The following is a 20,768-nucleotide window of genomic DNA, read 5'->3' as shown; positions in this document are numbered from 1 at the left end:
GAGGCTAGCGTTTGAGCAACGCCGGCTCAAGGCGCATTGCCTGCGGCGGCGGTCCGGCGTAACCAGCGGCATGACACCGAACCCGCCCTCAGCCCCCATCCTGTTCGACCGCGCCTTGCTCGGCGCGCGGCTGGCGCGCGCGCGGCGCGAGGGCGCGGCGACATTCCTGCTCGAGCGTGCCAGCGAAGACATGGCGGACCGCTTGCAGGCGGTATCGCGCAGCTTTTCGGCGGCGGCCGATGTCTGGACGCCGGGTGTCGGGCTCGCGGACGTCCTGTGCGGGCGTGTCGCCGCGGTCGATGCGATCGGTTTCAGCGAGGCGGAAGCGCTCGGTCTGGCGCCGGAGTCGCTCGATCTTGTGGTCTCCGCGCTGGCCTTCCAGTTCGTCAATGATCTGCCGGGCGTGCTGGCGCAGCTCCGCCGGGCGCTGAAGCCGGACGGGCTGCTGCTCGCTTCGATGCTCGGCGGCGATACGCTGACCGAGCTGCGGCAAAGCTTTGCCGCGGCGGAGGCGGAATGCGAGGGCGGGGCGTCGCCGCGCGTCGCACCGTTCGCCGATCTGCGCGATATCGGCGCGCTGTTGCAGCGGGCCGGCTTCGCGCTGCCGGTCACCGACGTCGACCGCGTCGTGGTGCGCTATTCAAGCGCGTTCGCGCTGATGGCTGACCTGCGACGCATGGGTGCGACCAATGTGCTGCGCGAGCGCCGCCATACCTTGACCCGCCGCGCCACCATGCTGCGGATGGCGCAGATCTACGGCGAACGCTTCGCCGATCCCGACGGCCGCATCCGCGCCACCTTCGACATCGTCTGGCTGTCCGGCTGGGCGCCGCATGAAAGCCAGCCGAAGCCGCTCAAGCCAGGGTCGGCGAAGGCGAGCCTTGAGGCGGCGGTGAAGGGGATGAAGCGTTAGGGACGCACGACGCAAGGGCTCCCTCTCCCGCTTGCGGAGGAGGGCAATTGCATATGGAATGAACCGATTCTTCCGCGCCGTCATGGCCGGGCTTGTCCCGGCCATCCACGTCTTTATCTCCGCGTGGAAACGAAGACGTGGATGCCCGGGACAAGCCCGGGCATGATGAGTTTGTGGGAACTCCGATCGCCTCAAACGGCCATATGCGATTGCCCTGTCCTTGCGGGAAAAGGCGAGGGGAGCTTGCACGATTTCGGAATAATGGAATTATGCCGGTGAGTTGCCCGACGTGTCAAGTCGCCTGGTCGAACGCCTGCCACCGCCACCTGCTTTGCATGGGGTTGTTTTCGATATTTTGGCAGCGCGCCTCCCTCGCAAGCGGAAGAGGCGAAGAGGATCACAGCAACAGATCGATCAGATGCGGCAGCAGCGGGATGTCTGCGGGCGGCATCGGGTAGTCGCGCAGCTTGCTTGCGCGGACCCAGGCGAGGTTCTGGCCCTCGCGCGCCGCCGCGATGCCCTCCCAGCGCCGGCAGATGTAGAGCGGCATCAGCAGATGGAAGGTCTCGTAGGCATGGCTGGCGAAGGTCAGCGGCGCGAGGCACGGCTCGCTCACGGTGATGCCGATCTCCTCATGCAGCTCGCGGATCAGGGTCTGCTCCGGCCGCTCGCCGGGCTCGACCTTGCCGCCGGGGAATTCCCACAGGCCGGCCAGCGCCTTGCCCTCGGGGCGCTGCGCCAGCAGCACGCGCTTGTCGGCATCGACAAGCGCGCACGCGACGACGAGGGTCAGCTTGATGTCAGCCATGCGGCGGGGGATTCCTTCCAGTCTGCAAGCTTTCATTAACCAGCAACGCGCTGTCAGCCAAACGATTTATGCCCGCGCGGCTTTCCGCGATCGCGATAAGCCGGCCTTAATTCGTATCCGGCAGGGTGAAGGTTCTCATTTATCTGCCCATCATATTCTTTGCCGACATAACCCATGAGCACCTTGATCCGGACCATCAGCCGTTTCCGTCGCGATCGCTCCGGCAACATCGCAATGACCTTTGGCCTCGCTGTGCTGCCGCTCGTCGTCGCGGTCGGATGCGCGGTCGACTATTCCCGCGCCAACCAGATCCGCAGCAAGCTGATATCGGCCGCCGACGCCGCGAGCGTCGGATCGATCGCCAAGGCGTCGCCCGGCTTCATCGCCGCCGGCGCCATGACCTCGGACGGTGAGATCCAGGCGGGCGAAGCCGATGCGGCCAAGATCTTCAACGGCAACATCTTCAACCAGAACGGCTTCACGCTGACCAGCGTGACGCCGACCATGACCAAGACCGGCGGCGTCATCACCTCGACGGTCAAGTTCACCGCCGATGTCCCGACCATGTTCCTCGGCGTGATCGGACAAAGCAAGATGACGGTGACCGGCGCGTCGACCTCGACCGCGAACATGCCACTCTATATCGACTTCTATCTCCTGCTCGACAACTCGCCGTCGATGGGGGTTGCGGCGACGCCGGCCGACCTGACCAAGATGGTCAACAACACGTCCGACAAGTGCGCCTTCGCCTGTCACGACTACAACGACGCCAACAACTACTACAATCTCGCCAAGACGCTCGGCGTGACGACGCGGATCGACGTGCTGCGCAGCGCGACCCAGCAATTGATGGACACGGCCGCGAACACCGCGACCTATGCCAGCCAGTACCGGATGGCGATCTACGATTTCGGCGCCTCGTCGAAGACGATCGGCCTGCGCGCACTGTTCTCGCTGTCGACCAGCCTGTCGAGCGCCAAGTCCGCGGCCGGCAACATCGACCTGATGGGCGTCTACGGCAACAACGATACCTACACCGCCGACAAGGACAGCCAGTTCTCGACGGTGCTTCCGGCCATCAGCAACGCGATCAGCGCGCCGGGCCCGGGCACGGCGGCAGCGCCGATGAAATACCTGTTCTTCGTATCCGACGGCGTGGCCGACGAGCCGAATTCAAGCTGCCTGAAGCCGATCAGCGGCGGCAATCGCTGCCAGTCGCCGATCAATCCGGCGCTGTGCACGGCGATCAAGAACCGCGGCATCAAGATCGCGGTGCTCTACACGACTTACCTGCAGCTGCCGACCAACGGCTGGTACATGACCTGGATCGATCCGTTCAACCAGGGCCCGTTCGGCCCGTCGCCGAACAGCCAGATCGCGCAGAACATGCAGGCCTGCGCGTCGCCGGGCTTCTATTTCGAGGTCAGCCCGACGCAAGGCATCGCCGACGCGATGAACGCGCTGTTCAAGAAGGCCGTCGCCGACGCGCGGATCAGCAGCTAGCGAAGCGCACACGCTCTATCACCGTCACCCTGAGGAGGCCGCAAAGCGGCCGTCTCGAAGGGTCGACGGCCAGGGTTTCTCTATGCGGCGCTCTCGTGGCCGTGCATCCTTCGAGACGCGCTACGCGCTCCTCAGGATGACGGGTAGGAAGGTGTGCGATTAAGACCGGTAATCTCCGTTGATCGCGACGTATTCCTTGGTGAGGTCGCAGGTCAGCACGCGGTCTTTGGCCTTGCCGAGGCCAAGCGCGACCTTGATCTGGACCTTCGGCGCCTTCATCGCCTCCGACACCTCTTTCTCGTTGTAGGAGGGGTCGCGCGCGCCGCTCTTGGCGACGCGGATGCCGTTGAAGGAGATCGAGAGCTTGTCGCGGTTGGCGGGCTCGCCGGCCTTGCCGACCGCCATCACCACGCGGCCCCAATTGGCGTCCTCGCCGGCGATCGCAGTCTTCACCAGCGGCGAATTGGCGATCGACATCGCGATTCTGCGTGCCGACGGTTTGGTGGTGGCGCCCTCGACCACGACCTCGACCAGCTTGCGGGCGCCTTCGCCGTCGCGCGCCACCTGCTCGGACAGATCAGCGAGGATCTGCTGGAACGCCTTGGTGAAGGCCTTCAGCCGCGGGTCGCCGGCGCGCGAGATCTTCGGCGCGCCGTTGGCAGCGGCGGCGCCGGTCGCGAAGGCGAGCAGCGTGTCCGAGGTCGAGGTGTCGCCGTCGATGGTCAGCGCATTGAAGGTGTCCTCGACGCCGGCCTTGAGCAGGGATTGCAGCACCGAGGCCGACAGCGGCGCGTCGGTGAAGATGAACGACAGCATGGTCGCCATGTCGGGCATGATCATCCCGGCACCCTTGGCCATGCCGTTGATCGTCACCTTGGCCTTGCCGAGCTTGACGGTCGCGGTGGCGACCTTCGGAAAGGTGTCGGTGGTCATGATTGCCTTCGCTGCGTCCATCCAGCGATCGGGGGTCGCGGTCTCCGCGAGCTGCGCCAGCACGCCGTCGAACTTGGTGGCGTCGAGCGGCTCGCCGATCACGCCGGTGGAGGCGAGGAACACGTCCGATGTCGAGCAGCCGACCGCCTTCGCCGCGATCTGCGCGGTCAGCGCGGTCGACGCCTTGCCGGTCTTGCCGGTGAAGGCGTTGGCGTTGCCGGAATTGACCACCAGCGCGCGCGCAGCGCCGCCCTGCAGCTTGGCGCGGCACCATTCGACCGGCGCCGACGGGCACTTCGACTTGGTGAAGACGCCGGCCACCGCGGTGCCCTTGTCGAGCAGCGCGAGCAGCACGTCGGTGCGCCCCTTGTAGCGGATGCCGGCGGCAGCGGTCGCAAGCCGCACACCCGCGATCACGGGCATCTCGGGAAAGTCGGGCGGGGCGAGGGGGGAGACGGCGGTGGACATCGGCAAGCTTCCGGCTACGGGGAGGGAAGCGCTCCATAACATCTCGCCGCAAGAAGCGGGAGAGGGCTGCGATGCGAACGCGCTGTCATGAATCGTTCAAGGAAGCGGTAGCGCGACGAATGTGTAGCCCGGATGGAGCGAAGCGCAATCCGGGACGAGTCCCTCCGCGGCAACAGACCCCGGATTTCGCTGCGCTTCATCCGGGCTACGAGGACGGGCTAAAAAAGCAAAATGGCCGGGACGAGCCCGGCCATCGCGCATTGAAGCTATCGACGTCGCAAAGCTTACTTCTTCGCCGGCGCCATCTTGTTGTCGGCCGGCTTCGGCGCGTCCTTGGCGGCATCCGCCGGCGCGGCCGCATCGGCCGGCTTGTCCATGCGCTCGACCTTGGCGGCCTCGCGCAGCTTGGCGACATAGTCGGCCTGGGCCTTGCGGGTCACATAGGTCTCGATCTGGGCCTTCACCTGCTCGAAGTCGGGCGCCTTGCGGTTGCGCTTTTCCTCGACCTTGATGATGTGCCAGCCGAACTGCGACTTGACCGGATCGGAGATCTTGCCCGGCTCGAGCGAGAAGGCGACCGCGGAGAATTCCGGCACCATTTGCTCCTTGGTGAAGAAGCCGAGGTCGCCGCCGTCGGAGGCGCCGGGGTCCTTGGACTTCTTCTTGGCGAGCTCGCCGAAATCGGCGCCCTTGTCGAGCTCGGCCTTGATCGCCTTGGCCTCGTCCTCGGTCTCGACCAGGATGTGGCGGGCGTGCACCTCCTGCTCGCCTGTGATCTGCTTGGCGGCCTCCTCATAGACCTTCTTCATGGCGTCGTCGGTGGTCGCGGCCTTGCCCTCGCTGGCAAGCAGGCTGTCCATCAACAGGCGGTTGCGGGTGAAGGCGAGCCGCTTCTTGAAGTCGTCATTGTTCTCGATCTTCTTGTCCTCGGCGGCCTTGGACACGATCTTCATGTCGATCAGGAAGGACAGCACGTTGTCCTTGCGGGTCGAGGGGTCCATCTGCTGCAGGCTCTGGCCGAGTTCCTCCTCGGCGAGCGCCACGTCGCTGGCGTGGATCTCCGAGCCGTTGACCTTCGCCAGCACCGGGTCGGATTCCGCGGCCCGGACCGGGAGGCCGGCAGCCAGCACTGCGACAAGACAGCCCGTCGCGGCCAGGGTGGCGAGGCCGAGGCGCAGGCCGGTTTTGGTTTCCGGGGGCGAGGTGGTCATGCAAAATCCTTGTCTCAAAGGGGGGAAGCTCGAGCGGGGCGGACACTCGCCCAATCGTGTTACATTGGCAACGCGAAAGTCTTGTCAAAATGATGAATTCCTTGACATCTTGCCAGCGTTGACAACCCCCCGACCGGGCCATATCTCTGGCCAACCGCGTCAGCGGCGAGAGCGCTTATTTTGCTGCGTTTTTCGCCGTTGAACCCAGGATGGCCTGTTTCCCACTCAATTGGCGGAGGAGCCCCCGGGCCGGGGCTCGAACCGTAGCGCGTCACGTTGAGTTGATAGGCGATCCGGCGGACCATCTCAGGCTGTAATCCAAGACTGAATTCCAAATTGAATTCCAACACTGAACGAAGACCGAACTCGAGACCGAAGAACAGGAATTTCGCATGATCGGCGCGCTCGCCCGCAAGTTTTTCGGCTCCGCCAACGACCGTCGGGTCAAGGGGTATCAATCCCGCGTCAACGCCATCAATGCGCTGGAGCCCGAGCTCGTCAAACTGACGGACGAACAGCTCAAGGCCCGCACCGCCGAGTTCAAGCAGCAGCTCGCCAGCGGCAAGACGCTGGACGACATCCTGGTTCCGGCCTTCGCCACCGTACGCGAGGCCGCCAAGCGGACGCTCGGCCAGCGCCATTTCGACGTTCAGCTGATCGGCGGCATGGTGCTGCACGAGGGCGACATCGCCGAGATGAAAACCGGCGAAGGCAAGACGCTGGTCGCGACGCTCGCGGTCTACCTGAACGCGCTCGCCGGCAAGGGCGTCCACGTCGTCACCGTCAACGACTACCTCGCCCGCCGCGACTCCGGCTGGATGGGCCAGATCTACGCCTTCCTGGGGCTGACCACCGGCGTGATCGTGCACGGCCTCGACGACGCCGAGCGCAAGGCCGCTTATGCCTGCGACATCACCTACGGCACCAACAACGAATACGGCTTCGACTATCTGCGCGACAACATGAAGTACCGCCTGGAGGACATGGTCCAGCGCGAGCACTATTACGCGATCGTCGACGAAGTGGACTCGATCCTGATCGACGAGGCGCGCACGCCGCTGATCATCTCCGGCCCGCTCGACGACCGCTCGGATTTCTACAACACCATCGACACCTTCATGCCGAATCTCGCCAAGAAGGACGACTACGAGGTCGACGAGAAGCAGCGCACGGTGACGCTGACCGAAGCCGGCATGGAGAAGCTGGAGAACCTGCTCCGCGACGCCGGCCAGCTCAAGGGCGACTCGCTGTACGACGTCGAGAACGTCTCCGTCGTGCATCACGTCAACCAGGCGCTGCGCGCGCACACGCTGTTCACGCGCGACAAGGACTACATCGTCCGCGACGACGAGGTCGTCATCATCGACGAGTTCACCGGCCGCATGATGCAGGGCCGGCGCTATTCGGAAGGCCTGCACCAGGCGCTGGAAGCCAAGGAGCACGTCACGGTCCAGCCCGAGAACCAGACGCTGGCCTCGATCACCTTCCAGAACTATTTCCGGATGTACCAGAAGCTGTCCGGCATGACCGGCACGGCGCTGACCGAAGCCGACGAACTGTTCGACATCTACAAGCTCGAGGTCGTTGAGATCCCGACCAACCTGCCGGTGGCGCGCCTTGACGAGGACGACGAGGTCTACCGCACCCAGAACGAGAAATACGCCGCGATCCTTGCCGAGATCGAGCGCGCCAACAAGCGGCTGCAGCCGGTGCTGGTCGGCACGGCGTCGATCGAGAAGTCGGAAGTGCTGGCCGAGTACTTGAAGAAGCACGGCTACAAGCAGATCGACTTCACGTCCGAATCCGGCATGGAGAAGCTCTATGCCGCCGCGCGCGCCGGCAAGCCGGCAAAGCTGTTCGCGGTGCTGAACGCGCGCTTCCACGAGCAGGAAGCCTATATCGTCGCGGAAGCCGGCGTGCCGGGCGCGATCACGATCGCGACCAACATGGCCGGCCGCGGCACCGACATCAAGCTCGGCGGCTCGCTCGAGATGCGGATCCAGCAGGAGACCGCCGGGATCACCGATGAGGCCGAGAAGGCCAAGAAGATCGAGCAGATCAAGGCCGACATCGAGCGCTTCCGCGAGATCGTGCTGAAGGCGGAAGAGGATTTCGAGGTCGAGCCCGCCAAGGGCAACAAGCCCGCGAAAACCGTGAAGAAGCCGGGCGGCCTCTACATCATCGGCTCAGAGCGTCACGAATCCCGCCGCATCGACAACCAGCTGCGCGGCCGTTCCGGCCGTCAGGGCGATCCCGGCCGCTCGAAGTTCTTCCTGTCGCTGGAAGACGACCTGATGCGCATCTTCGGCTCCGACCGGCTCGACAGCATGCTGCAGCGGCTCGGCCTGCAGGAAGGCGAAGCGATCATCCATCCCTGGATCAACAAGGCGCTCGAGAAGGCGCAGCAGAAGGTCGAGGCGCGCAACTTCGACATCCGCAAGAACCTCTTGAAGTTCGACAACGTCCAGAACGACCAGCGCAAGGTGATCTTCGACCAGCGCGTCGACCTGATGAAGGACGACAGCGTCGTCGAGACCGTGACCGACATGCGCCATGCCTTCGTCGAGGACGTGGTCGCCAAATACATTCCCGAGCACGCCTATGCCGAGCAGTGGGACACCGCCGGCCTCAAGGACGAGCTGAAGCGTGTGCTCGATGTCGATCTGCCGGTCGATGAATGGGCCAAGGAAGAGGGCATCGCCGACGAGGAGCTGCTGACGCGCATCGAGACCCATGTCGACGAGCGCATGGCCGCCAAGGTCGCGCAATGGGGTCCCGACGTGATGCGTTACGTCGAGAAGACCATCCTGCTGCAGACGCTGGACCATCTCTGGCGCGAGCACCTGATCATGCTCGACCATCTGCGACAGGTGATCGGCCTGCGCGGCTATGGCCAGCGCGATCCGTTGCAGGAGTACAAGACCGAGGCCTTCAACCTGTTCCAGGAGATGAGCGCGCATCTGCGCGAGGCCGTCACCGCGCAGCTGATGCGGGTCGAGATCGTGCCGCCGGAGGAGCCGCCGCAGCCGCTGCCGCTGATGGAAGCGCACAAGCTCGATCCCAACACCGGCGAGGACGAGTTCGCGCAGGCCCGCCTGACCGAAGCGACCTACGCCCAGGCCTCGCTGGCGCCGGGGATGATTGCCACCGACCGCGATCCGAACGATCCGGCGAGCTGGGGCAAGGTCGGCCGCAACGAGGACTGCCCCTGCGGGTCTGGCAAGAAGTACAAGCACTGCCACGGCCGGTACGCTTAAGCCGCCACGCGCGCCGACGCCGCGGGCGACTGGCCCGCCCGTCGAGCCGCAGCGCCTTCAGCCGGCGAAGGCCTTGTCGAGATCGGCGATCACGATCTTCTGCATCTTCAGCATCGCCTGCATCGCGCGGTCGGCTGCCTTGCGATCGGGGGCGCCGAGATAGCGGCCGAGCGCGGTCGGGATCACCTGCCAGGACAGGCCGAAGCGGTCTTTGAGCCAGCCGCAGCGCGATTCCTGGCCGCCGTCGGTGAGCTTCTCCCAGAAGTAGTCCACCTGCTCCTGGGTCTCGACGCTCAGGAAGAACGACACCGCCTCGTTGAACTTGTGCTGCGGCCCGCCATTGAGCGCGTGGAACCGCTGCCCCTCGAGCTCGAAGGTCGCCATGAAATCGCTGACGGTCTCGATCTCCGCGTTCGGAAACACCGATTGGTAGAAGGCGACGGCATCGCGGACGTTGTTGTCGAGCCAGAGGAACGGCGTGATCGAAGTCATGACGGGAAGTCCTCGCTAATTGTCGATCGGGGAAGCCTGCGCGACGGCGCGCGAAGGCTGCGCCGCAGGGCGCGCCCCAAGGACGCACCAAACCGCTGCATCCCGACATTTCCTGCCGGTCTTTTTTCGATGGTTTCGGCAGGAGCGCGCCGGGCCGGCGCGGCCTTAATTGGCGCTGCCGATCAGGCTTTCCAGCAGGCGCTTGAGCTCGGTGGTCGACTTGTCGCCATAGCTCTCGACGATGTGCTCCTCCTGGCTCACCGCGAGCGAGTTGAGCCGCCGGCACAGCGCCTTGCCGCGGTCGGAGACGAACATCAGCACCTTGCGGCGATCCTTGGGATCCTGGACGCGATAGACCAGCGCGTCCGACACCATGCGGTCGATCATCTTGGTCAGCGTCGGATGGTTGAGCAGCACAGCATCCGCAAGCTCGCCCATCGAGTGGCCGTTGCCGTCGGACAGCACTTTCAGGATGCGCCACTGCTCGACCGGCACGCCTTCCTTGGCGAGCCGCGTCTCCAACTGCCGGTTGATCTCCCGGTTGGCTTGCGCCAGCAGGTAGGCGAGATGTTCGGTGATCGGGGAATTTTCTTTCGGCGGTTTAGCCACGGCGTGAGACCTGGTTCCTGACCCGGTGAATGAATGTCCGGCAACTCATGCCGTTTCTATATGCACTTCAATTGTTGAATATTCAATATTTTCACCTAGGATATTCCCCCAACCAAGGGGCGGATGCCGCGACCGCCCGCTGGCTGCGTTGCGTACTGCTTCCCAGACAGGAGTTGGCGTGCTCTCGACGGTCTCTTTCCAGGCGTATGGCGGCATGCCCGTCGCGCCGCCGCTGCTGTTTCGAAATCCGTCGTCCTGCGCGGCCGATCTCGCTTTGACCGTCAAGCCGGGGTCCTCGCGCCGCGGCGGCACCGACAGCAAGCTTAGAATCGGCAATTTCATCACCTTCTCGGGCGCGCCCGGGATCTGGGGGCCGATCTCCGCCAACAGCGTCATGCTCGCGGTCGCCGAGATCAACCGCCGCGGCGGCATCCGCGGCCGCGAGGTCGAATTGTCGATGTACGACGCCGGCGGCCCGATCGAGGAGGTGGTGCGCCGCGCCGAGCGGGCGATCGCGTTCGACGAGATCGACGTGATCATGGGCTCGCATATCTCGGCGGTGCGCCTCGCGCTGCGCAAGGTCACGGCCGGCCGCATCCCCTATGTCTACACGCCGGTCTATGAGGGCGGCGAGCGGACGCCGGGGGTGATGGCGATCGGCGAGACGCCGCGCGCGGAAAGCCGGCCGGCGATCCACTGGCTCACCGAGGTCAAGAAGGCGCAGCGCTGGTACCTGATCGGCAGCGATTATGTCTGGCCCTGGCAGTCGCATCGCGCGGTGAAGCGCTACATCAAGGAGGCCGGCGGCCACGTCGTCGGCGAGGAATTCGTCCCGCTCGGCGAGGACAATCACGAGCCGCATCTGGCGCGGATTCGCGCAGCACGGCCCGATGTCGTGCTGATCACCCTGATCGGCACCGACAGCATCACCTTCAACCGCGCCTTCGCCGAGGCCGGGCTTGCCGCGACCACGCTACGTTACGCCGGCGCGATGGACGAGACCGTGATGCTCGGCATCGGCCCGGACTCGACCCAAAACCTGTTCTGCGCCTCCGGCTATTTCGGCTGCATCGATTCGCGCGCCAATGACGACTTCCGGACCAGCTACCGCGCGATGTTCGGGGCGCATGCGCCGCCGATCGGCTCGGTCGGGCAGTCGAACTATGAGGGGATGCGCTTTCTCGAAGCGGCGGCCAACCAGGCGCGCTCGCTGTCGATCGGACCGCTGTCCGCCGCAGCGCACAACCTCGTCTACAGCGGCGCCCGCGGCACCGTCACCCTTCGCGACGGCCGCGCTGAGATGCCGATCTATCTTGCCGAGGCCGACGGTCTCGACTTCAATGTGATCAGGACGATCTAGATGGACCGGGCGATGCCGCGCTCGCCGCGCGGCTTGCCGGTGCCAGACAGGAGCAGGTGTGCATTCGACGCCCTACGTCATGGCCCGAACCTTGAGCAACAGGTATGGCGGCCTTCCATGCCCGCCTTCCCTGCTGTTCCGGAACCTGACGTCGGCGCGGTCCGATCGGGTGTTTTCTCCGATGGATCGGGACGGTTTCGGTCCGCGCGGTGCGCGCAGCCGGCTTCGGATCGCCGGCTTCGTCTGCTGCACCGGTTCGCCCGGGATGTGGGGACCGGCCGCGACCTCGAGCGCACAGCTCGCCGTCGCCGACATCAACCGGCGCGGCGGCATCCTCGGCCGCGAGGTCGAGTTCTCGGTCTATGACGCCGGCGGACCGATCGAGGACGTACTCGACCGCGCCGAGCAGGCGATCGCGTCCGACGACGTCGATCTCATCATGGGCATGCACACGAGCGCGGTGCGCGTCGCGTTGCGTGGCCTGATCACCCGCAGCAAGATCCCCTACATCTACACGCCGGTCTATGAGGGCGGCGAGCGGACGCCCGGCGTCATCGCGATCGGCGAGACGCCGCGCTGGCAGAACCGGCCGTCGATCCACTGGCTGGCCGAGGCGAAGCGCGCCTCGCGCTGGTACCTGATCGGCAGCGACTATGTCTGGCCATGGCAGTCGCACCGCGCGGTGAAGCGTTACATCAAGGAGACCGGCGGGCTCGTGGTCGGCGAGGAGTTCGTGCCGGTCGGCGAGGATAATCACGAGGCGCAGCTGGAACGCATCCGCGCCGCGAAACCCGATGTCGTGCTGATCTCGCTGATCGGCACCGATAGCGTGACCTTCAACCGCGCCTTCGCCGATGCCGGCCTTGCCGCCACCACGCTGCGCTTTGCCGGCTGTTTCGACGAGACGGCGCTGCTCGGCATCGGCGCCGACAAGACCGAGAACCTTTACTGCGCCTCCGGCTATTTCCCCTCCGTCGGCTCACGCGAAGGCGACGATTTCAGGGACCGCTATCGCGCGATGTTCGGTGCGTTCGCGCCGCCGGTCGGCTCGTGCAGCGAGTCCGCCTATGAAGGGTTCTGCCTGCTCGAGGCCGCCGCCAAGCGCGCCGGCACGCTGGACATGCGGCCGCTGCTCGCGGCGGCGGACAACCTCGTCTATCGCGGCCCGCGCGGTCCGGTCACGGTGCGCAGCGGCCATGCCAGGATGCCGATGTATCTTGCCGAAGCCGACGGTCTCGACTTCAGGGTGATCAAGCCGATCTGAGCAGTGCGACAGCGTCGCCGGAAGGTTTTGCGAAATAATACTTGAAAAGGAAAATATTTCCGTTTTCAATACAGCAACGGGGTGAGCGGTTCGCGCGGGCAGCGCGCCGCTGCACCTGCGTCGAGGGATCAAATCCAAAGATCAAAAGCTATCAGGAGAGCGCCGTGACCGTCGTCCTTCCCACGCCAACGCAACTTCGTGCCGTCGCCGAGCAGTGCGGCCTGTCACTGACCGATGAGGATGTGGCCTCGTTCCGGGGCCTGATGCAGGGCTCGATCGACGCCTACAACGTGATCGCCGCGATGCCGGACGAACTGCCTGCGGTGAAATATCCGCGCACGCCCGGCTATCGCCCGGCGCCAGAGGAGAACCCGCGCAACGCCTGGTACTACAAGTCGACCGTGAAGGGCGCGGCGTCCGGCAAGCTCAAGGGCAAGACGGTGGCGCTGAAGGACAACATCATGCTGGCCGGCGTGCCGATGACGAACGGCTCGTCGACGCTGGAAGGCTATATCCCCGATTTCGACGCCACCATCGTCACGCGGATGCTCGATGCCGGCGCCGAGATCGCCGGCAAGACCCATTGCGAGCACTTCTGCCTGTCCGGCGGCAGCCACACCAACTCTTACGGAGCGGTGCACAATCCGCACAAGATGGGCTATTCGGCCGGCGGCTCGTCGTCGGGCTCCGGCGTCGTGGTCGCGCTCGGCGAGGTCGACATGGCGATCGGCGGCGACCAGGGCGGCTCGATCCGCATGCCGTCCTCGTTCTGCGGCACCTACGGCATGAAGCCGACCTGGGGCCTCGTGCCCTATACCGGCATCATGCCGATCGAGATCTTCGTCGACCACACAGGACCGATGACCGCAACGGTGGAGGACAACGCGCTGCTGCTCGAGGTGATCGCCGGCGACGACGGCTACGATCCGCGCATCAAGGCGCCCAAGGTCGAGGATTACACCAAGGCGCTGGGCAAGGGCGTCAAGGGCATGAAGATCGGCATCCTCAAGGAAGGCTTCGAGCAGCCGACCGCGGAAGCCGCGGTCAATGAAAGCGTGCGCGAGGCGGCCAAGCGCTTCAAGGATCTCGGCGCGTCGGTCGACACCGTGTCGATCCCGATGCACATGGTCGGCCCCGCGATCTGGACCCCGATCGGCACCGAAGGCCTGACCCAGACCATGATGTTCGGCGACGGCTACGGCCTCAGCCGGCCCGACCTCTATTCGACCTCGCTGATGGACTTCCATCGCGGCTGGCGCCGCCAGGCGGACTCGCTGTCGGAGACCACCAAGCTGTTCATGATGCTCGGCACCTACATCAACAACAATTTCGGTCCGCGCTTCTACGGCAAGGCGCTCAACATCTCCCGCCGCCTCACCGCGGCCTATGACAAGGCGTTCAAGGATTACGACTTGCTGCTGCTGCCGACCACGCCGATGAAGGCGCCGGCGCTGCCGGCGGCCAATGCCAGCCGCGAGGACTATGTCGCCCGTGCGCTCGAGATGATCACCAACACCGCGCCGTTCGACATCACCCACCACCCGGCGATGTCGCTGCCCTGCGGCATGGTCGACGGCCTGCCGGTCGGGTTGATGCTGGTCGGCCGGATGTTCGAGGAATCCACCATCTACCGCGCCGCGCACGCCTTCGAGCAGGCCGGCGACTGGAAGAAGATGTGAGGCGCCGCTTGTTGCAGACGCAGGCTGGATGGATCGAACGCCGGATCGAACGACATGGCTAGCACTTTTGCCGCGGCGTTCGAGATCGTGAGCTTCGGCGCGATCATCGTGCTGGTGGTGCTCGGGCTCGGCATCATCGCCAGCATGATGGGCATCTTTAACTTCGCGCAGGGCGAGTTCGTCCTGCTCGGGGCCTATGTCACCTATCTGGCCTACGCCCATGGCGCACCGGTCTGGGCCGGCATGGTCGCGGCGCCCTTCGTGGTCGGCGCGATCGGCTTCGTGCTCGAGGCGCTCATAATCCGGCGCTTCTACGCCGCGCCGATCGTGGCGATGCTCGGCACCTATGCGCTCGGCCTGATCATCCGCGAAAGCGTGCGCGGCCTGATCGGCGGCTTCTATCTCACGGTGCCGGAGCCGATCGGCGGCTCGATCGACCTCGGTTCGGTCCACATCTCGGCCTGGCGCTTCACCATCATCGTGATCACGCTGTTGGTGATGGGTGGCTGCTATCTCTTGCTGGCGCGCACCTCGTTCGGGCTTCGGGTCCGCGCCACGCTGGAGAATCCGGCGCTGGCGCGCGCGTCGGGCATCTCGACGCCCCTGATCTACGGGGCGACCTTCGCGTTCGGCGCGGCGCTGGCCGGACTTGCCGGCGCGCTGATCGTGCCGGTGTTCAGCCTGTTCGCCGATCTCGGCATCCGCTTCCTGATCCAGGGCTTCGTCGCCGTGATGGTCGGCGGGGTCGGCTCCTTCATCGGTCCGGTCGCCGGCGCCGGTGTGATCGGCACGCTCAGCGCGGCGCTGCCTTGGGTGATGTCTCCTGTCGTCGCCGACGTCCTGGTCTTCGTGCTCGCCATTGCCTTCATCAAATTCCGCCCACAGGGCCTCATATCGGGAAAAGGGGTTTAGTCAGATGTTCGATCGCACCAATCTCACGCGCCGCCGCTTCATGAGCAATTTCGCGTTCGCGACCGGCGCGCTCGCGACCGGGGTCGGCAGCTGGGTGGTCAGGCCCGACTGGGCCAACGCAGCGGAGGGACCGATCAAGGTCGGCATCGCGACCGACCTGACCGGCCCGATCGCCTATGCCGGCAACGCCGACGCCAACGTCGCCAAGATGGTGATCAAGGAGATCAACGCCGGCGGCGGCCTGCTCGGCCGGCCGCTCGAGCTCTATATCGAGGACACTGCCTCGAACGAATCGGTCGCGGTCGGCAATGTCCGCAAGCTGATCCAGCGCGACAAGGTCGACATGGTGCTCGGCGGAATCACCTCGTCGATGCGCAATGCGATCAAGGATCCGATCGTGGCGCGCGGCAAGACGCTCTACATCTATCCGCAGCTCTACGAGGGCAAGGAGTGCACGCCCTATCTGTTCTGCACCGGACCGACCCCGGCGCAGCAATGCGACACCTTCATTCCCTGGCTGATCAAGAACGGCGGCAAGAAATTCGCGCTGCCGAGCGCCAACTATGTCTGGCCGCACACGCTCAACGTCTACGCCCGCAAGGTGATCGAATCGAACGGCGGCGAGGTGGTGTTCGAGGAATACTACCCGCTCGACCAGGTCGACTTCTCGGCCACCGTCAACCGCGTCATCTCCAACAAGGTCGACGTCGTCTTCAACACCGTGATCCCGCCCGGCGTCGGCCCGTTCTTCAAGCAGCTCTATGAAGCCGGCTTCCTCAAGAACGGCGGGCGGCTCGCCTGCGTCTACTATGACGAGAACACGCTCAACATCAATCAGGCCAACGAGATCGAGGGCCTTGCGAGCTGCCTCGACTATTTCAAGGTGCTGACCAAGGAGGATCCGTTCGACGCCAAGCTCCAGGCAGCCTATGAGAAGGATTTCCCCGGCAACTTCCTGTTCGCGGCCGGCAGCGCCGCCACCGGAACCTATCGCGGCCTCAAGCTGTGGGAGGCGGCGGTCAAGGAGGCCGGCAAGGTCGACCGCGACTCCGTTGCGGCCGCGCTCGACCACGCCAAGATCGCCGAAGGGCCGGGCGGACCGGCGGAGATGGTGCCGGGCAAGCGTCACTGCAAGATGAAGATGTACACCGCTGTTGCCAAAGGCGGGAACTATGAGATCGTCGCGCGCAGCGACGGTCTCGTTGATCCCAAGGAATGCTGAGCGACCATGGTTGGAGCAAGAGAGGCTGTCGCACGCGTCGGTGAGGAACCAGATGTCGTGACGGGCGAGGGTGCACCGGCCGCAAGCGCGCCGGCGGGACGGGTATCGGCAGGATGGAAGGTCCTGCCGATCGTGGAAGGGCTGGTGCTGCTGATCGCACTGGTCCTGCCATGGGTGCTGCAGGACTATCTGACGGTGTTCGCCACCCGCGTGGTGATCCTCGCGTTGTTCGCCCTGTCGTTCGACCTGGTGTGGGGCTATGCGGGCATCATGAGCTTCGGCCAGGCGCTGTTCTTCGGCGCCGCCGGCTACGGCGTGGCGCTCTTGGCGCGCGATCTCAACGTCACCTCGATCCTCCTGATCCTGCCTGCCGGAACGCTGATCGGGCTCACCGCGTCGCTGCTGCTCGGCGGCTTCCTGCTGCTCGGGCGTTATCCCTCGAGCGTGATCTTCGTCTCGCTCGGCACCCTCACCGGCTCCTATGCCGCGGACCGGCTGGCGCGCGGCTGGTACTATCTCGGCGGCCAGAACGGCATCCCGTCGATCCCGCCGCTCACCCTCGGCAGCTACGAGTTCGAGGAGGGGCCGATCTACTACTACATGGTGCTCGGCATCCTCGTGGTCGTCTATCTGCTCTGCCGCTTCCTGGTCCGCTCGCAATTCGGCCTCGCGCTCGCCGGCCTGCGCGAGAACGAGCAGCGCATCGCCTTCTTCGGCTACAAGGCGCAGCATCTGAAGGCGATCATCTTTGCAGTCGGCGGCACCATCGCCGGTCTTGCCGGCAGCCTCTATGCCTTCCACGAGGGCTTCGTCTGGCCCAACATGCTGGGCGTCGTGTTCTCGACCCAGGTCGTGCTCTACGTCTTGTTCGGCGGCTCCGGCACGCTGATCGGCGCCGTGATCGGCACCGTGATCATCGAGGGCGTCAGCTTCTGGCTGTCCGACAATTACCGCGACGTCTGGCCGATCATCCTCGGCGTGCTGCTGCTGCTCGTCATCATGTTCCGGCCGCTCGGGCTGATCTCCTTCGTGCTCGGCGAGCGCGAGCGGGTCGGCAGTTTCGGCAAAGCCCCGAAGGAGACCGGCAATGCCGCTCCTTGAGGCGCAAGGGATCAGCAAAGTGTTCGGCAAGCTGACCGCGCTCGACGGTGCAGCGCTGACCGTCGGCGAGAACGAGTTCCACGGCCTGATCGGCCCGAACGGCTCGGGCAAGAGCACGCTGATGAAATGCGTCGCCGGCGCCGAGGTGCCGACCACCGGCAAGGTCAGCTTCATCAACACCGACATCACGGCGTTCACGCCGACCGAGCGCGCCCGCGCCGGCATGAGCCTGAAGTTCCAGATCACCTCGGTGCTGCCGACGCTGACGCTGTACGACAACATCCTGCTGGCGCTGCAGGCGCACTGCTCGCTGTTCGACCTGGTGCTGTCGCGCACCCGCAAGAAGCTGCACGATCAGGTGATGACGATGCTGACCCAGTTCCGGCTCGCCGATCGCGCGCATGATGCCGCCGCGGCGCTGTCGCACGGCCAGCAGCAATGGCTCGAGATCGCGATGGCGCTCGCCGGCAAGCCGCGGCTGTTGCTGCTGGACGAGCCGACCGGCGGCATGAGCCTCGAGGAGCGCCGCGTCACCGGCGAGCTGTTGCAGCCGATCAAGCAGCATTGCTCGCTCGTCATCGTCGAACACGACCTCGATTTCATCCGCGACATCTGCGACCGCCTCACCGTGCTCGACCAGGGCAAGGTGCTGGCCTCGGGAACGGTCGCGGAAATCCAGGCCAACAAAAGCGTCCAGGAGATCTATCTTCGCCGTGCCTGAGCAAACCTTCCTCGATATCCGGCATCTCGACGCCGGTTATGGCCGCAGCCAGGTCCTGTTCGATGTCAACATCGGCATTCCCTGGCGCGGCGGCGTCGCCGTGCTCGGCCGCAACGGCGCCGGCAAGACCACGCTGATGAAGACCATCGTCGGCGAGCTCGCAAGCTCGCAGGGCGAGTTGTTCTTCGACGGCCGCGACATCACCCGCCGCCGCACCGAGGAGCGGGTGCGCTCCGGCATCGGCTATGTGCCGCAGGAGCATTCGGTGTTCGCCCGCCTGTCGGTGCGCGACAACCTCGCCGTCGGCTCGCTGTTCAATTCCGATGCCAGCGCCGTCGATCGCGTGCTGGCCATCTTTCCGAAACTCGGCCAGCGGCTCGACCAGCCGGCCGGCACGCTGTCCGGCGGCGAGCGCAAGATGCTGGCGATCGGCCGCGCCATGCTCGGCAATCCAAAGTTGCTGCTGCTGGACGAGCCGACCGAAGGCGTCTGGATCGGCGTGATCGAGGAGATCACCGAACGGCTGATCGAGCTCGCCAAAAGCATCTCGGTCGTGATCGTCGAGCAGCATCTCGACCTCGCGCTGCGCGTCGCCGACTATGCCTATGTGCTGGACCGCGGCCGCGTCGCGCTGCAGGGCGGCGCCAGCGAGGTGCGGAGCGATCCGGAACTGCTGCGCTATCTGGCGCCGTAGCAGGCTTCAATGCGGCAGGCGGTCGGCCTTGCGGCCGATCACGCCGTCTCCCGGCGTCCGCGTCCGCCGTGCCGATCGTATCTCGCGACGCACATACCAGGCCGCGACCGAGCAGATCAGCCAGGCCAGCGATGCCGCGATGAAGGCGGCCGGGACGCTGCGGCCCACCGTCAGCGCGAAGACGATGGCGAATGCCAGCATGCCGACCGCGCCGAGCGCTGCGCCCGCCGCATCGAGCGCCGCGGCCTGCTGCCCGCGCCACGTGCCGTCGAGGCCGGCGTTCCGCTTGCGGCGGATTTCATGCTTCTCGATGAGGGTGGCGCTGGCGCAGAAGATGGCGGGGAGTGCAAGAAAGGCGCCGCCGACATAGGCGCCGCACGTGCTGCTGATCAGTCCGGTCAGGACGGTGGCGCCGCCACCGAGCACGAAGCGGATCAGATATTCGGTCCACCGGCTTTCCCTGAGCGAGGACAGTGAGACGCGGACCGGTGTCATGCCTGTCCTCCGGCAACGCCCAGCAAGCCGAAGACGATCGCGAGCCAGACGACAAGCGCCAGCAAGGTGGCGGGGGCAGCGCGGAGCCTCGCGCGAATCAGCAATTGGCAGACCACGAAGCTATAGATGGCCAGCGCAACGGCGCCAGCCATCATCGCGCGGCTCTGCAGGCCGGCATAGTCGGTGCCGTGCTGGTACACGGCGATGCCGAGGGTGGCGAGCGCAACCGACGGCGCCGCGCCGAACAGCCCGGCGAAGCTCTTCGGACGCAGCACGTCACCCAGCATCGCGAAGGCCGACACCACGGCCCCGCCCACGAGAAAGCGGATGACATATTCGCTCATCGCGCCTTGCCCCGCGGTGGATCGTCACCGGGATAGCCGGTCCACAATCGCAGCAGCCGCTCGAGAAGTGCTCCGAGCCCGAATCCCGCGATCACGTCGCTCGTCCAGTGTGCGAGAACCATAACGCGCGTCAGCGAGAGGCCGACCGCGAGTGCCTGGATTGGGCGGCGCGCGCCGGCGGGCAATGTCGCTGCCGCCGACGCCAGCGCGCCCATATGCAGCGCGTGGCCGGATGGGAAGGCGTCGTCGCGCTTGCCAGAGATCGGGATGCCGTTGGCATGGCCGGCCACGGTCAGGCGATCCGGGCGAGTCTGGTTGAACAGCAACTTCAGGCCATGCGGCAGCAGCGATGCTGCGACCGTCACCAGCAGCGCGTGATTGCCGGCGCGCTCGAGCGAGGCGCCGCGCCCGCGCGAGGCGAGCCAGCCTGCGGCGGCGAGCGCAAGCAGGACCTTTTCGTCAGCGCCCCAGGTCAGTGTGCGGGCGATCTCTTCCGGCGCAGGTGCGGTGTTGCGGGCGATCGCACGCGCGATCATGGCGTCCGCCGCGGTCGGGCGAATGGTGATCGGGAAGGGGGCGCCTCGCTGGCGGCGTGCGCGAACTCGGGCTGTCGTATGCATGATCAGGTTCCCATCCAACGCGCCAGCCGCGGCATGGGTCCTAACCGGCGTGCGAGGCATCGCCCGGAGGAACCAAATGCAGATCGATGGTCTTTAGCCTCTGCCCGTCTCGACTTGATCCCAAGGTCTCATCCCGAGGTTTCGCGCGCCAACCGGGATGCA

General features: G+C 65.6%; 19 protein-coding genes. 11 read left to right on the top strand and 8 right to left on the bottom strand.

Annotated elements, in window-relative coordinates; translation table 11 throughout:
• The first annotated feature begins 70 nt into the window (after window positions 1-70).
• The gene (locus tag J2R76_RS25995) at window positions 71-913 is read left to right on the top strand and encodes a methyltransferase domain-containing protein (RefSeq protein WP_076824727.1); all 843 of its coding nucleotides are present in this window, start codon (window positions 71-73) and stop codon (window positions 911-913) included.
• A gap of 397 nt (window positions 914-1,310) precedes the next feature.
• On the opposite strand, the gene J2R76_RS25990 is transcribed toward J2R76_RS25995, so the two are convergent.
• Complete coding sequence (locus tag J2R76_RS25990; protein WP_076824729.1) at window positions 1,311-1,721, bottom strand: (deoxy)nucleoside triphosphate pyrophosphohydrolase; 411 nt, start codon at window positions 1,719-1,721, stop codon at window positions 1,311-1,313.
• Between the two features lie 174 nt (window positions 1,722-1,895).
• On the opposite strand from J2R76_RS25990, the gene J2R76_RS25985 reads away from it, so the two are divergent.
• Complete coding sequence (locus J2R76_RS25985) at window positions 1,896-3,224, top strand: TadE/TadG family type IV pilus assembly protein (protein WP_076824731.1); 1,329 nt, start codon at window positions 1,896-1,898, stop codon at window positions 3,222-3,224.
• A 159-nt stretch (window positions 3,225-3,383) separates the two neighbouring features.
• Here J2R76_RS25985 and argJ read toward each other — a convergent pair whose 3' ends face one another.
• Window positions 3,384-4,625: a bifunctional glutamate N-acetyltransferase/amino-acid acetyltransferase ArgJ gene (gene argJ / locus J2R76_RS25980; protein WP_076824764.1), complete on the bottom strand. Its 1,242-nt coding sequence runs from the start codon at window positions 4,623-4,625 to the stop codon at window positions 3,384-3,386.
• A gap of 284 nt (window positions 4,626-4,909) precedes the next feature.
• Complete coding sequence (locus J2R76_RS25975) at window positions 4,910-5,836, bottom strand: peptidylprolyl isomerase (RefSeq protein ID WP_076824733.1); 927 nt, start codon at window positions 5,834-5,836, stop codon at window positions 4,910-4,912.
• Window positions 5,837-6,228: 392 nt separating this feature from the next.
• Between J2R76_RS25975 and secA the strand changes: the two genes are divergently transcribed.
• Complete coding sequence (gene secA / locus J2R76_RS25970; RefSeq protein WP_076824735.1) at window positions 6,229-9,093, top strand: preprotein translocase subunit SecA; 2,865 nt, start codon at window positions 6,229-6,231, stop codon at window positions 9,091-9,093.
• 57 nt (window positions 9,094-9,150) lie between these two features.
• Here the strand turns inward: secA and J2R76_RS25965 are convergent, their stop codons facing one another.
• Together J2R76_RS25965 and J2R76_RS25960 are read right to left on the bottom strand one after the other, a co-directional pair.
• Entirely contained in the window at window positions 9,151-9,585 is a 435-nt protein-coding gene (locus tag J2R76_RS25965) for a VOC family protein (protein WP_076824737.1), read from the bottom strand.
• Between the two features lie 165 nt (window positions 9,586-9,750).
• Complete coding sequence (locus J2R76_RS25960; protein ID WP_016847408.1) at window positions 9,751-10,194, bottom strand: MarR family winged helix-turn-helix transcriptional regulator; 444 nt, start codon at window positions 10,192-10,194, stop codon at window positions 9,751-9,753.
• A gap of 178 nt (window positions 10,195-10,372) precedes the next feature.
• On the opposite strand from J2R76_RS25960, the gene J2R76_RS25955 reads away from it, so the two are divergent.
• The 8 genes from J2R76_RS25955 to J2R76_RS25920 all read left to right on the top strand — a co-directional run bounded on the left by J2R76_RS25955 (window position 10,373) and on the right by J2R76_RS25920 (window position 19,147).
• The gene (locus tag J2R76_RS25955; RefSeq protein ID WP_076824739.1) at window positions 10,373-11,554 is read left to right on the top strand and encodes a substrate-binding domain-containing protein; all 1,182 of its coding nucleotides are present in this window, start codon (window positions 10,373-10,375) and stop codon (window positions 11,552-11,554) included.
• A 79-nt stretch (window positions 11,555-11,633) separates the two neighbouring features.
• Entirely contained in the window at window positions 11,634-12,818 is a 1,185-nt protein-coding gene (locus J2R76_RS25950) for a substrate-binding domain-containing protein (RefSeq protein ID WP_057015628.1), read from the top strand.
• A gap of 164 nt (window positions 12,819-12,982) precedes the next feature.
• Entirely contained in the window at window positions 12,983-14,497 is a 1,515-nt protein-coding gene (locus J2R76_RS25945) for an amidase (RefSeq protein ID WP_057015636.1), read from the top strand.
• A 54-nt stretch (window positions 14,498-14,551) separates the two neighbouring features.
• Complete coding sequence (locus tag J2R76_RS25940; protein WP_028337306.1) at window positions 14,552-15,409, top strand: branched-chain amino acid ABC transporter permease; 858 nt, start codon at window positions 14,552-14,554, stop codon at window positions 15,407-15,409.
• Window positions 15,410-15,413: 4 nt separating this feature from the next.
• A complete protein-coding gene (locus J2R76_RS25935; RefSeq protein ID WP_028337305.1) occupies window positions 15,414-16,631 on the top strand; it encodes a substrate-binding protein in 1,218 nt (405 codons plus the stop codon).
• 6 nt (window positions 16,632-16,637) lie between these two features.
• Window positions 16,638-17,732 (top strand): branched-chain amino acid ABC transporter permease, encoded by a 1,095-nt coding sequence (locus tag J2R76_RS25930; protein WP_253588262.1) that lies wholly within the window; start codon window positions 16,638-16,640, stop codon window positions 17,730-17,732.
• Window positions 17,719-18,453: an ABC transporter ATP-binding protein gene (locus J2R76_RS25925; RefSeq protein WP_028343255.1), complete on the top strand. Its 735-nt coding sequence runs from the start codon at window positions 17,719-17,721 to the stop codon at window positions 18,451-18,453. The genes J2R76_RS25930 and J2R76_RS25925 overlap by 14 nt, the downstream gene beginning before the upstream one ends.
• On the top strand, window positions 18,446-19,147 hold the full coding sequence (locus tag J2R76_RS25920; protein WP_057015632.1) for an ABC transporter ATP-binding protein: 702 nt from the start codon (window positions 18,446-18,448) through the stop codon (window positions 19,145-19,147). The genes J2R76_RS25925 and J2R76_RS25920 overlap by 8 nt, the downstream gene beginning before the upstream one ends.
• Window positions 19,148-19,153: 6 nt before the next feature.
• Here J2R76_RS25920 and J2R76_RS25915 read toward each other — a convergent pair whose 3' ends face one another.
• Genes J2R76_RS25915 through J2R76_RS25905 form a run of 3 tightly spaced genes read right to left on the bottom strand, consistent with a single transcriptional unit; the run spans window position 19,154 to window position 20,606 of the window.
• A complete protein-coding gene (locus J2R76_RS25915; RefSeq protein ID WP_076824835.1) occupies window positions 19,154-19,642 on the bottom strand; it encodes a DUF3147 family protein in 489 nt (162 codons plus the stop codon).
• Entirely contained in the window at window positions 19,639-19,986 is a 348-nt protein-coding gene (locus J2R76_RS25910; RefSeq protein WP_057015633.1) for a DUF3147 family protein, read from the bottom strand. The genes J2R76_RS25915 and J2R76_RS25910 overlap by 4 nt, the downstream gene beginning before the upstream one ends.
• Window positions 19,983-20,606 carry a phosphatase PAP2 family protein gene (locus tag J2R76_RS25905; RefSeq protein WP_076824837.1) on the bottom strand — a complete coding sequence of 208 codons (624 nt, stop codon included), beginning with the start codon at window positions 20,604-20,606 and terminating at the stop codon, window positions 19,983-19,985. The genes J2R76_RS25910 and J2R76_RS25905 overlap by 4 nt, the downstream gene beginning before the upstream one ends.
• Window positions 20,607-20,768: the final 162 nt, after the last annotated feature.

This window comes from Bradyrhizobium sp. USDA 4532 (genome assembly GCF_024171315.1).
GTDB classification, from domain to species: domain Bacteria; phylum Pseudomonadota; class Alphaproteobacteria; order Rhizobiales; family Xanthobacteraceae; genus Bradyrhizobium; species Bradyrhizobium australafricanum.
The sequence above is the reverse complement of the archived record's forward strand: the minus strand, read 5'-3'. Positions and strand labels throughout refer to the sequence as shown.